Source organism: Pseudomonas sp. Bc-h, from assembly GCF_002080045.1.
Taxonomy (GTDB): domain Bacteria; phylum Pseudomonadota; class Gammaproteobacteria; order Pseudomonadales; family Pseudomonadaceae; genus Aquipseudomonas.
This window is the reverse complement of the sequence record NZ_MUIN01000008.1, coordinates 133,042-145,240: the sequence shown is the minus strand read 5'-3', so window position 1 is coordinate 145,240 and position 12,199 is coordinate 133,042. Positions and strand designations below refer to the sequence as shown.

General features: G+C 59.0%; 8 protein-coding genes. 7 read left to right on the top strand and 1 reads right to left on the bottom strand.

Annotation, left to right across the window (positions count from 1 at the left end; genetic code table 11):
- Positions 1–4: 4 nt before the first annotated feature.
- Positions 5–1,678, bottom strand: coding sequence for a DNA repair protein RecN (gene recN / locus BWR59_RS15865; protein WP_081566592.1), 1,674 nt, complete (start codon positions 1,676–1,678; stop codon positions 5–7).
- 276 nt (positions 1,679–1,954) lie between these two features.
- Here recN and grpE point away from each other — a divergent pair, with 276 nt between their 5' ends.
- From grpE to greA, 7 genes are all read left to right on the top strand, one after another.
- On the top strand, positions 1,955–2,521 hold the full coding sequence (gene grpE, locus BWR59_RS15860; protein ID WP_081566591.1) for a nucleotide exchange factor GrpE: 567 nt from the start codon (positions 1,955–1,957) through the stop codon (positions 2,519–2,521).
- A 103-nt stretch (positions 2,522–2,624) separates the two neighbouring features.
- Positions 2,625–4,541, top strand: a complete 1,917-nt coding sequence (gene dnaK, locus BWR59_RS15855) for a molecular chaperone DnaK (RefSeq protein ID WP_081566590.1) — start codon at positions 2,625–2,627, stop codon at positions 4,539–4,541.
- Positions 4,542–4,865: 324 nt separating this feature from the next.
- Positions 4,866–5,996, top strand: a complete 1,131-nt coding sequence (dnaJ, locus tag BWR59_RS15850; RefSeq protein WP_081566589.1) for a molecular chaperone DnaJ — start codon at positions 4,866–4,868, stop codon at positions 5,994–5,996.
- Positions 5,997–6,006: 10 nt separating this feature from the next.
- Entirely contained in the window at positions 6,007–6,813 is an 807-nt protein-coding gene (gene dapB / locus BWR59_RS15845; protein WP_081566588.1) for a 4-hydroxy-tetrahydrodipicolinate reductase, read from the top strand.
- Positions 6,814–7,093: 280 nt separating this feature from the next.
- Positions 7,094–8,230, top strand: coding sequence for a glutamine-hydrolyzing carbamoyl-phosphate synthase small subunit (carA, locus tag BWR59_RS15840; protein WP_081566587.1), 1,137 nt, complete (start codon positions 7,094–7,096; stop codon positions 8,228–8,230).
- Positions 8,231–8,356: 126 nt separating this feature from the next.
- Positions 8,357–11,578 carry a carbamoyl-phosphate synthase large subunit gene (gene carB, locus BWR59_RS15835; protein ID WP_081566586.1) on the top strand — a complete coding sequence of 1,074 codons (3,222 nt, stop codon included), beginning with the start codon at positions 8,357–8,359 and terminating at the stop codon, positions 11,576–11,578.
- Positions 11,575–12,051 (top strand): transcription elongation factor GreA, encoded by a 477-nt coding sequence (greA, locus tag BWR59_RS15830; RefSeq protein WP_081566585.1) that lies wholly within the window; start codon positions 11,575–11,577, stop codon positions 12,049–12,051. Before carB ends, greA begins: the two co-directional genes overlap by 4 nt.
- The last annotated feature ends 148 nt before the right edge of the window (positions 12,052–12,199 follow it).

Here is a 12,199-nt window from a genome sequence, read left to right as displayed (position 1 = left end):
CTGATCAGGATTTCGCTGCCACAACCATCTTCTTCGCGTGTGCCAGAGATTCCTTGGTGAGGTCGATCCCGCCCAGCATCCTCGCCACCTCCTCTACACGCTCGCTTTTGCTGAGCTTGGACACCGCCGTGCGGGTGGCCTCTTCGTCGCGAACCTTGTGCACGAACAGGTGTTGATGTCCTTGAGCGGCGACCTGCGGCAGGTGGGTGACGGTCATGACCTGCCCACGCTCTCCGAGCCGGCGTAGCAACTGACCCACGATTTCCGCCGTCGGGCCTCCAATGCCAACGTCAACTTCGTCGAATACCAGTGTCGGTACGCGAGAGGTTTGAGCGGTAATGACCTGAATCGCCAGGCTGATCCGCGACAGCTCGCCACCGGACGCCACCTTTGCCAGCGCCTTGAGCGGTTGGCCCGGGTTGGCGCTCACCAGCAGCTCTACCTGTTCAAGACCATGAGGCGACAGCTCTTTGTCTATGTTTTGTCGCAACTCAATGTTGAAGCGGCCTCCGGGCATGCCCAGGCGCTGGATTTCATGTTCCACCGCGTGGGCCAGTTCGGGCGCGGCGCGATGGCGCAGATCGCTTAATTCGCGAGCCTTTTCCTGGTAGTGGCGGGCGTAGGATCCGAGTTCATGCTCAAGGCGCTCTATGGCTTCGTCATTGGCATTCAGCGTTTCGATCTCGTCCAGCAGCTTCTGGTGGAGCGCCGGGACCTCGTTCGGATGCACGCGATGTTTGCGCGCCAATGTGTAAATCGTATCGAGACGTTCCTCGATCTGTTGCAGGCGCGCCGGATCGGCCTCGAAACGGTCCAGAAACCGGTTGATTTCACCGACCGCTTCTTCGACCTGGATCTGCGCACTGGAGAGCAGGTTGGTGGCCTCGTTCAGCGCATCAGGCGAATTGTTCACACTGGTCAGCCGGTTAAGGCTTGCGGTGAGGGCGTTGAGCGCGTTGCCCGAGTCACTCTCGCTGCAGAGCTCGACCACTTGTCGGCAAATGCCCAGCAGGCTTTCGGCGTTGGTGAGAGTGGTCTGTTCCTGCTCCAGATATTCGAGTTCGTTTTCGCCCAGGCTCAGGCTTTCGAGTTCTTCCAGCTGATAGCTCAGCAATTGATGCTTTGCGCGTTGCTCATCGCCAGAGTTCGCCAGGCGCTCAAGCTCCTGACGGGTCTGGCGCCAGCGCTGGGCGGCCAGTTGGACCTGACGGGCGAGATCGGTTGCGCCCGCATATTCGTCCAGCAGCCGACGATGGGTGTCGGTCTTGAGCAGCGATTGATGTTCGTGCTGGCTGTGGATATCGATCAGCAGTTCGCCCAGTGCCTTCAGGTCACCTTGTGGGCAGGGTGTCCCATTTATATAAGAGCGGGAGCGGCCTTCGGCAGTGATCACTCTGCGCAGAATGCACGGGCCATCGGTCTCGAGGTCTCGCTCCTTGAGCCAGGCGTCGGCTTCCGGAATGTCCGAAACATCGAATGTCGCAAGGATATCCGCCTTGTCGGCGCCCGGTCTCACCACGCCGCTGTCGGCGCGATCGCCCAGGGTCAGGCCCAGCGCGTCGAGCATGATCGACTTACCGGCGCCGGTTTCCCCGGTGATCACGCTCATGCCACGATCCAGCTCCAGATCGAGGTGTTCAACGATGGCGTAGTTGTGTATGGACAGGTGCACCAGCATATGGGCGGCTCCCAAGCGATTTGTCTGGTTATTTATACAGTGTTTTGCTTTGGGCTGACAATGCCCGCGCTTAGCTCGATTTGGCAGGCTCGAAGAAGTTTTTAGCACTGATGCCCGATTTTTACCGGCCGCGTTATGAAACGGGTCATGTCGGAAAATTTGTAGGGTTATTCGCCGGATCCCGCACCCAAACCCCTTGAAGCCGAAAATTACGGCCCCATATAGCCGGGCAGAAGCGTGAGTTGAGCTCACGGACGTAATTAGAAGGAGAGAACTATGGCTGACGAACAGAACCCGGATACGCAGGCTCAGGATCAGGCTGCCGAGGCGGCGACCTCCGGTGAAGATTTGGTAACCCGTGTGCAAGTGCTGGAAGAGCAACTGGCTGCGGCGCAGGACCAGTCTCTGCGTGTCGCTGCGGATCTGCAGAACGTCCGCCGGCGTGCAGAGCAGGACGTGGAGAAGGCCCACAAATTCGCGCTGGAGAAGTTCGCCGGCGACCTGCTGCCGATCGTCGACAGCCTCGAGCGTGGTCTGGACCTGTCCAACCCGGATGACGAAAGCATCCGTCCGATGCGCGAAGGCATCGAGCTGACCCTGAAGATGTTCGCCGACACCCTCAAGCGTTATCACCTGGAGGCCATCGATCCACACGGCCAGCCATTCAATGCCGAGCATCATCAGGCAATGGCGATGCAGGAAAGCGCTGACGTCGAGCCGAACAGCGTACTGAAGGTGTTTCAGAAGGGTTATCAGCTTAACGGTCGTCTGCTGCGCCCGGCCATGGTCGTGGTCAGCAAGGCACCGTCGCCTGTTGCACCGTCAATTGACGAGCAGGCTTGAAATCAGCTGAGTGGCCCCCATTTACAGGCCATGCGTTTAAAGAATTACCGCAATTTGTAAACGCAGTTGCGGCAACCTAATTAAAGTTTCGGGAGAGTCAAAGATGGGCAAGATTATCGGTATCGACCTGGGGACCACCAACTCCTGCGTCTCCATTCTGGAAAACGGTAACGTCAAGGTTATCGAGAATGCCGAAGGCGCGCGTACCACCCCTTCGATCGTTGCGTACGCCAACGACGGCGAAATCCTGGTGGGTCAGTCGGCCAAGCGTCAGGCTGTGACCAACCCGCACAACACTCTGTACGCGGTGAAGCGTCTGATCGGTCGTCGCTTCGACGAAGAAGTCGTACAGAAAGACATCAAGATGGTGCCTTACAAAATCGCCAAGGCTGACAACGGTGACGCCTGGGTTGAAGTGAACGGCCAGAAAATGTCGCCTCCTCAGATTTCCGCGGAAATCCTGAAGAAGATGAAGAAAACCGCCGAAGATTACCTGGGCGAGACCGTGACCGAAGCGGTCATCACCGTTCCGGCTTACTTCAACGACAGCCAGCGTCAGGCGACCAAAGACGCCGGCCGTATCGCGGGTCTGGACGTAAAACGCATCATCAACGAACCAACCGCAGCCGCTCTTGCCTATGGTATGGACAAAGCGAAGGGCGACCACACTGTCATCGTTTATGACCTGGGTGGCGGTACCTTCGACGTTTCGGTCATCGAAATTGCCGAAGTCGACGGCGAGCACCAGTTCGAAGTATTGGCCACCAACGGCGATACGTTCCTGGGTGGTGAAGACTTCGACATTCGTCTGATCGACTACCTCGTTGACGAATTCAAGAAAGAAAGCGGCATGAACCTCAAGGGCGACCCGCTGGCGATGCAGCGCCTGAAAGAAGCCGCTGAAAAAGCCAAGATCGAACTGTCGTCCAGTCTGCAGACCGACGTGAACCTGCCGTACATCACAGCAGACGCCACCGGTCCCAAGCACCTGAACGTGAAAATCTCCCGCGCCAAGCTGGAATCGCTGGTTGAAGACCTGGTTCAGCGCACCATCGAGCCTTGCCGCATCGCTCTGAAAGACGCCGGTATCGACATCGGCAAGATCAATGATGTGATCCTGGTCGGCGGTCAGACCCGGATGCCGCTGGTTCAACAGAAAGTGACCGAATTCTTCGGCAAAGAAGCTCGTAAAGACGTCAACCCAGACGAAGCTGTTGCCATGGGTGCTGCCATCCAGGGCGCGGTTCTGGCGGGTGACGTTAAGGACGTGCTGCTGCTGGACGTCAGCCCGCTGACCCTGGGTATCGAAACCATGGGCGGCGTGATGACTGCGCTGATCGAGAAAAACACCACGATTCCTACCAAGAAATCGCAGGTGTTCTCGACTGCCGACGACAACCAGGGCGCTGTGACCATTCACGTTCTGCAAGGCGAGCGCAAGCAAGCCGCACAGAACAAGTCGCTGGGCAAGTTCGATCTGGCCGAGATTCCACCGGCTCCACGTGGTGTGCCTCAGATCGAAGTGACCTTCGACATCGACGCCAACGGCATCCTGCACGTCGGTGCGAAAGACAAGGCTACCGGCAAGACTCAGTCGATCGTGATCAAGGCCAACTCCGGTCTGTCCGAGGAAGAGATTCAGCAGATGATTCGCGATGCTGAAACCAACGCCGACGAAGACCGCAAGTTCGAGGAGCTGGCATCGGCTCGCAACCAAGGCGACGCACTGGTTCACTCGACTCGCAAAATGGTCGCTGACGCGGGTGACAAGGTCACTGCCGAAGAGAAGACCGCGATCGAAGCTGCCGTGGTCGCTCTGGAAGCTGCCGTGAAAGGCGACGACAAGGCTGCTATCGACGCGAAAGTCGAAGAGCTGTCGAAAGTCTCCGCACCTGTTGCTCAGAAGATGTACGCCGAGCAGGCCGAGAAGCCTGAAGGTGCACAGGCCGCTCAGGAAGAAAGCAAGCCGGCTGACGATGTCGTCGACGCTGAGTTCGAAGAAGTCAAAGACCACAAGTAAGCGCAGGCTCACTTGATCGCCGGTTGACCATTTTCGAGTGGTCGCTGGTAGGATGTCGCCGCGCGGGAGCTTGCTCCCGCGTTGGCGTGTCTGGAACACCCAAAATTTTCAAGGTTCGCGAGCTGTGCTCGCGAGCCTCGTGGCAAAGCCGGAAGCTCCTGCAATCCGGCTTGTTCTGCCGCTTTTCTCGGTCGATAGAAGGCCGTTGAACCAAGACCAGGATCGTTGAATTGACGTGAGTTGGGTCCGGGCCTGAAAGGGGCTCAACGAGTTCGGCAGACTCAGGAGGGTCATGTCGGACGTCCTCAAGAGTGCAGATAACTTATGTCAAAGCGTGACTATTACGAAGTATTGGGGGTGGAGCGCGGCTCCAGCGAGGCGGACCTGAAAAAGGCATACCGTCGTCTCGCGATGAAGTATCACCCTGACCGCAATCCGGGCGACAAGGCCTCGGAAGATGCCTTCAAGGAAGCCAACGAAGCCTACGAAGTGTTGTCCGACGCCAGCAAGCGCGCGGCGTATGACCAATACGGCCATGCCGGTGTCGATCAAGGCATGGGCGGTGGCGGTTTCGGCGGCGGCGGCGCCAATTTCTCCGACATCTTCGGCGATGTCTTCAGCGACTTCTTCGGCGGTGGCCGGGCGGGTGGCGGTGGTCGTGGCGGCGCACAGCGTGGCAGTGACCTGCGTTACACCCTTGAGCTGAACCTTGAGGAAGCCGTGCGCGGCACCACGGTCAGCATTCGCGTGCCAACGCTGGTGAACTGCAAGCCGTGTGATGGCAGCGGCGCCAAGAAAGGCTCCTCGCCAGTCACATGCCCGACCTGTGGCGGTATTGGTCAGGTTCGTATGCAGCAGGGCTTCTTCTCTGTACAGCAGACCTGCCCGCGTTGCCATGGCAACGGCAAGATCATTTCCGACCCTTGCGACTCCTGTCATGGCGAAGGCCGTGTCGAAGAGTACAAGACGCTGTCGGTCAAGGTTCCGGCTGGCGTTGACACCGGCGACCGCATTCGCCTGTCGGGCGAAGGCGAGGCGGGTGTTCAAGGTGGCCCGACGGGCGATCTGTACGTGGTGATCAACGTGCGCGAGCACGCGATCTTTCAGCGCGATGGCAAGCACTTGTATTGCGAAGTGCCGATCAGCTTCACCGATGCTGCGCTGGGTGGCGAACTGGAAGTGCCGACCCTCGACGGTCGCGTCAAACTGAAGATTCCCGAGGGAACTCAGACCGGCAAGCAGTTCCGTCTGCGTGGCAAGGGTGTCGCGCCCGTCCGTGGTGGCGGTGCGGGCGATCTGATGTGTCGTGTGGCGGTGGAGACCCCGGTCAATCTGGGGCGTCGTCAGCGCGAACTGCTCGAAGAGTTCCGTGCCTCGCTGGAAGGCGACAGCTCGCATTCGCCCAAGGCCAGTGGCTGGTTCGAAGGCGTGAAGCGATTCTTCGGCGACCTCTAAGGAATAACGCATGCGACGTATTGCTGTGATGGGCGCTGCCGGGCGCATGGGCAAGCATCTGGTCGAGGCTGTTCAGGAGCGCGCGCCCCTGACAGGCCTGACTGCTGCAATTGTCCGTCCGGGTAGCACGATGATTGGAGCTGACGCTGGTGAACTGGCTTCGCTGGGCCGTATTGGTGTTCAGCTGACCGGCAATCTGGAGCAGGTTGCCGACGAGTTTGACGTTTTGATCGACTTCACGCTGCCCGACGTCATGCTGAAGAACCTGGCTTTCTGCCGCAAGGCGGGCAAGGCTATGGTCATTGGCACCACGGGTCTGACGGCCGAGCAGAAGCACGTGCTGGCAGAGGCGAGCAAGGAAATTCCGATCGTCTTCGCGTCCAACTTCAGTGTGGGTGTGAATCTGTCGTTCAAGCTGCTGGAACTGGCCGCGCGGGTGATGGGTGAGGATGCCGATATCGAGATTATCGAAGCGCATCATCGCAATAAGGTTGACGCCCCGTCGGGTACTGCGGTCAGCATGGGTGAGGTGATCGCTAACACGTTAGGGCGGGATCTGAGCAAGGTTGCGGTTTATGGGCGTCAGGGCCACACCGGCGTTCGTGAGCGCGACACCATCGGTTTCGCTACGGTGCGTGGCGGCGATGTGGTCGGTGATCACACGGTGCTTTTCGCCGCTGAAGGCGAGCGCCTGGAGATCACTCACAAGGCATCCAGTCGCATGACATTCGCCAAGGGTGCCGTTCGTGCGGCATTGTGGCTCGACGGCAAAACGGCTGGCCTGTACGACATGCAGGATGTACTGGATCTGCATTGATCCGCTCATGGAAGCCGCAACAATGCGGGCAGGAAAGGGGTTTTACCTGTATCCTGCCCGCAGTTTTGACCCGCTAAGCGATGTCCTGTCGCATTCCCGAGCCTTAAAGGCGTTTTAGCGGTGGATTAAAAAAGCCCTTTTCTGTAAGCTACAGCTTTAGTGTGTCCACTAAAAGCGCGCAGATAATTCGATGAAAAAAAGCGGGGTGACGTGTCTATACGTCATTCCGCTTTTTTACAACCTGCGATCGCCCTTTCAGGCTTTATTACGGGAGGTCTTCTTGACTAAGCCAGCCATACTCGCCCTTGCTGATGGCAGCATTTTTCGCGGCGAAGCCATTGGAGCCGACGGTCAGACCGTTGGTGAGGTGGTGTTCAACACCGCAATGACCGGCTATCAGGAAATCCTTACCGATCCTTCCTATGCCCAGCAAATCGTCACCCTGACTTACCCTCACATCGGCAACACTGGCACCACGCCGGAAGACGCCGAATCCGATCGCGTCTGGTCGGCGGGTCTGGTGATTCGTGACCTGCCTCTGGTGGCGAGCAACTGGCGTAACAAGATGTCCCTGGCTGACTATCTGAAAGCCAACAACGTGGTTGCCATCGCTGGCATCGACACCCGCCGCCTGACCCGCATTTTGCGTGAGAAAGGTGCGCAGAACGGCTGCATCATGGCCGGCGACGACATCACCGAAGAAGCCGCCATCGCTGCTGCTCGCGGCTTCCCGGGCCTGAAAGGCATGGATCTGGCGAAAGAAGTCAGCACCAGGAAGAGCTACGAGTGGCGCTCCAGCGTCTGGAGCCTGAAAACCGATAGCCATCCAGAAATCGCTGCTGCTGACCTGCCGTACAACGTGGTTGCCTATGACTACGGCGTCAAGACCAACATTCTGCGCATGCTGGTCGAGCGCGGTTGCCGCGTGACTGTGGTGCCGGCCCAGACGCCAGCCAGCGAAGTGCTGGCGCTCAATCCTGATGGCGTGTTCCTGTCCAACGGCCCGGGCGACCCCGAGCCATGCGACTACGCGATCCAGGCCATCAAGGATGTGCTGCAGACCGAAATTCCGGTGTTCGGCATTTGCCTGGGCCACCAGCTGTTGGCTCTGGCCTCCGGCGCCAAGACCGTCAAGATGGGTCACGGCCACCACGGTGCAAACCACCCGGTCCAGGATCTGGACACAGGCGTGGTCATGATCACCAGCCAGAACCACGGTTTCGCGGTAGACGAAAGCACCTTGCCTGGCAACGTACGCGCCATCCACAAGTCGCTGTTCGACGGCACCCTGCAGGGTATCGAGCGCACCGACAAGGACGCGTTCAGCTTCCAGGGCCACCCTGAAGCGAGCCCGGGCCCGAACGACGTTGCCCCGCTGTTTGATCGCTTCATCACAGCCATGGCCAAGCGCCGCTAAGCGGCGGACTTGCGACTGTAGCGAGCAGGTGCCAGCGGCGGGACGGAAACATCCGACATCCCGCCCGGCACCTCAGAGAATGTTCAAGACGGCTTGCCGACTGACACAGGATTCGAGTGACAACCCATGCCAAAACGTACAGACATTAAAAGCATCCTGATTCTTGGTGCTGGCCCGATCGTGATCGGCCAGGCCTGCGAATTCGACTACTCCGGCGCCCAGGCTTGTAAGGCACTGCGCGAAGAGGGTTACCGCGTCATCCTGGTGAACTCCAACCCGGCCACCATCATGACCGACCCGGCCATGGCCGACGCCACCTACATCGAGCCGATCAAGTGGGCGACCGTTGCCAAGATCATTGAAAAAGAGCGTCCGGACGCACTGCTGCCGACCATGGGTGGCCAGACCGCGCTGAACTGCGCACTGGACTTGGAGCGCGAAGGCGTTCTGGAGAAATTCGGCGTTGAGATGATTGGCGCCAACGCCGACACCATCGACAAGGCTGAAGATCGCTCGCGTTTCGACAAGGCCATGAAGTCCATCGGTCTGGCATGCCCGCGTTCCGGCATCGCCCATAGCATGGAAGAGGCCAATGCAGTCCTCGAGAAGCTGGGCTTCCCGTGCATCATCCGCCCATCCTTCACCATGGGTGGCACCGGTGGCGGTATCGCTTACAACCGCGAAGAGTTCGAAGAAATCTGCGCTCGCGGTCTGGACCTGTCTCCGACCAAAGAGCTGCTGATCGACGAATCCCTGATCGGTTGGAAAGAATATGAAATGGAAGTTGTCCGTGACAAAAAGGACAACTGCATCATCGTCTGCTCCATCGAAAACTTCGACCCGATGGGCGTGCACACCGGTGACTCCATCACCGTAGCGCCGGCGCAGACCCTGACCGACAAGGAATACCAGATCTTGCGTAACGCCTCGCTGGCGGTCCTGCGCGAGATCGGCGTTGAAACCGGTGGTTCCAACGTGCAATTCGGTATCTGCCCGGACACTGGCCGTATGGTCGTGATCGAGATGAACCCGCGCGTTTCCCGCTCCTCGGCGCTGGCCTCCAAGGCGACTGGCTTCCCGATCGCCAAGGTTGCGGCCAAGCTGGCTGTCGGTTACACCCTTGACGAACTGCAGAACGACATTACTGGCGGCAAGACCCCGGCCTCGTTCGAGCCGTCTATCGACTACGTCGTGACCAAGCTGCCCCGTTTCGCTTTCGAGAAGTTCTCCAAGGCTGATGCGCGCCTGACCACCCAAATGAAGTCGGTAGGCGAGGTGATGGCTATCGGCCGTACCTTCCAGGAATCTCTGCAGAAAGCTCTGCGCGGTCTGGAAGTCGGCGTCAGCGGCCTCGATCCGAAGCTGGATCTGGCCGACCCTGAAAGCGCGAGCATCCTCAAGCGCGAGCTGACCGTTCCGGGCGCTGAGCGCATCTGGTACGTGGCCGACGCTTTCCGCGCAGGCATGACCGTCGAGCAGATTTTCGGCATGAACATGATTGACCCTTGGTTCCTGGTCCAGATCGAAGATCTGATCAAGGAAGAAGAGAAGGTCAAGACCATGGGCATGTCGGCCATTGATCGTGACGTGATGTTCCGTCTCAAGCGCAAGGGCTTCTCCGATGCGCGTCTGGCCAAGCTGCTGGGCGTGACCGAGAAGAGTCTGCGCGCGCATCGTCACAAGCTGGACATCTATCCGGTCTACAAGCGCGTCGATACCTGCGCAGCCGAATTCGCGACCGACACCGCGTACATGTACTCCACGTACGAGGAAGAGTGCGAAGCCAATCCTTCGGCTCGTGACAAGATCATGATTCTGGGCGGCGGTCCTAACCGTATCGGCCAGGGCATCGAGTTCGACTATTGCTGCGTACATGCCGCGCTGGCGCTGCGTGAAGATGGGTACGAGACCATCATGGTCAACTGCAACCCGGAAACCGTGTCGACCGACTACGACACCTCAGATCGCCTGTACTTCGAGCCAGTGACCCTGGAAGACGTGCTGGAAATCGTTCGCGTCGAGAAGCCGAAAGGTGTGATCGTTCAGTACGGCGGTCAGACTCCGCTGAAACTCGCTCGCGCTCTGGAAGCCGCTGGCGTGCCGATCATCGGCACCAGCCCTGACGCTATCGACCGCGCAGAAGACCGTGAGCGCTTCCAGCAAATGGTCGAGCGCCTGAACCTGCGTCAGCCGCCGAACGCCACCGTACGCAGCGAAGACGAAGCGATTCGCGCGGCTGCCAAGATCGGCTACCCGCTGGTCGTTCGTCCGTCCTATGTACTGGGCGGTCGTGCAATGGAAATCGTTTACCAGGAAGACGAACTCAAGCGCTACCTGCGTGAAGCGGTTCAAGTGTCCAACGACAGCCCGGTGCTGCTGGATCACTTCCTCAACTGCGCGATTGAAATGGACGTGGATGCTGTATGTGACGGCACCGACGTGGTCATCGGCGCAATCATGCAGCACATCGAACAGGCGGGCGTCCACTCCGGTGACTCCGCATGCTCGCTGCCGCCATACTCGCTGCCTGCGCACATCCAGGACGAGATGCGTGAGCAGGTCAAGAAGATGGCCCTGGAGCTGGGTGTCGTGGGTCTGATGAACGTGCAGCTGGCGTTGCAGGGCGAGGACATCTACGTCATCGAAGTGAACCCGCGTGCCTCTCGCACTGTGCCGTTCGTTTCCAAGTGCATCGGTGTTTCTCTGGCGATGATCGCGGCACGCGTCATGGCGGGCAAAACCCTGAAAGAACTGAGCTTCACCAAGGAAATCATCCCGAACTTCTACAGCGTGAAAGAGGCGGTGTTCCCATTTGCCAAATTCCCTGGCGTTGACCCGATCCTTGGCCCTGAGATGAAATCCACAGGCGAAGTCATGGGTGTCGGTGACACCTTCGGCGAGGCCTTCGCCAAGGCCCAGATGGGCGCCAGTGAGGTTCTGCCGACTGGCGGTGCCGCGTTCATCAGCGTCCGTGACGACGACAAGCCTCTGGTGGCTGGCGTTGCGCGCGACCTGATCGAGCTGGGCTTCGAAGTCGTTGCCACTGCCGGTACTGCGCGACTGATCGAGGCTGCGGGCCTGAAAGTCCGTCGTGTCAACAAAGTGACCGAAGGCCGCCCGCACGTGGTCGACATGATCAAGAACGACGAAGTCACTCTGATCATCAACACCACCGAGGGTCGTCAGTCGATCGCGGATTCCTACTCCATCCGTCGTAACGCCTTGCAGCACAAGATCTACTGCACCACTACCATTGCTGCGGGCGAGGCCATCTGTGAAGCGCTGAAGTTCGGTCCTGAAAAAACCGTTCGCCGCTTGCAGGATCTGCATGCAGGATTGAAAGCATGATCAAGTACCCCATGACAGTCCAGGGCGCTCGCGCTCTGGAAGAAGAACTGACCCATCTGACCAAGGTGGTTCGCCCAAAGCTCAGCCAGGACATCGGTACTGCGCGCGAGTTGGGTGACTTGAAGGAAAACGCTGAATACCATGCTGCTCGCGAACAGCAGGGCATGGTCGAGGCGCGTATCCGTGACATCGAGGGCCGCATGCAGAATGCGGTCATCATCGACGTTACAACGATCGCCCACACAGGTAAGGTCATCTTTGGCTCTACCGTGGAAATCGCCAACGTCGAGACCGACGAAAGCGTGACCTATCAGATCGTTGGCGAAGATGAAGCGGATATCAAGCTAGGCAAGATTTCCGTCGGGTCGCCAATCGCTCGCGCCTTGATCGCCAAGGAAGAGGGCGATGTGGTCGCTGTGAAAACGCCGAGCGGTGTGATCGAGTACGAGATTGTCGTGGTCAAGCACGTTTGACTGTGGCTGCGGGCGCCATCCCTTTGAAGGGATGGTTTTCGCGGTTGGGCGAGGGGATGGTGCGCGGAAGTATTTCGCGGTGCCGTACGTTTCGCTGCTTAACGCGGGCACTCGGTAAATCCCGGTCAGGGCGCGTGAACCGCGCCGC

Excerpts from the sequence above, each read along its gene's own strand:
- recN (WP_081566592.1), bottom strand. The coding sequence starts at position 1,678 with ATGCTGGTGCACCTGTCCATACACAACTACGCCATCGTTGAACACCTC.
- grpE (WP_081566591.1), top strand. The coding sequence starts at position 1,955 with ATGGCTGACGAACAGAACCCGGATACGCAGGCTCAGGATCAGGCTGCC.
- dnaK (WP_081566590.1), top strand. The coding sequence starts at position 2,625 with ATGGGCAAGATTATCGGTATCGACCTGGGGACCACCAACTCCTGCGTC.
- dnaJ (WP_081566589.1), top strand. The coding sequence starts at position 4,866 with ATGTCAAAGCGTGACTATTACGAAGTATTGGGGGTGGAGCGCGGCTCC.
- dapB (WP_081566588.1), top strand. The coding sequence starts at position 6,007 with ATGCGACGTATTGCTGTGATGGGCGCTGCCGGGCGCATGGGCAAGCAT.
- carB (WP_081566586.1), top strand. The coding sequence starts at position 8,357 with ATGCCAAAACGTACAGACATTAAAAGCATCCTGATTCTTGGTGCTGGC.
- greA (WP_081566585.1), top strand. The coding sequence starts at position 11,575 with ATGATCAAGTACCCCATGACAGTCCAGGGCGCTCGCGCTCTGGAAGAA.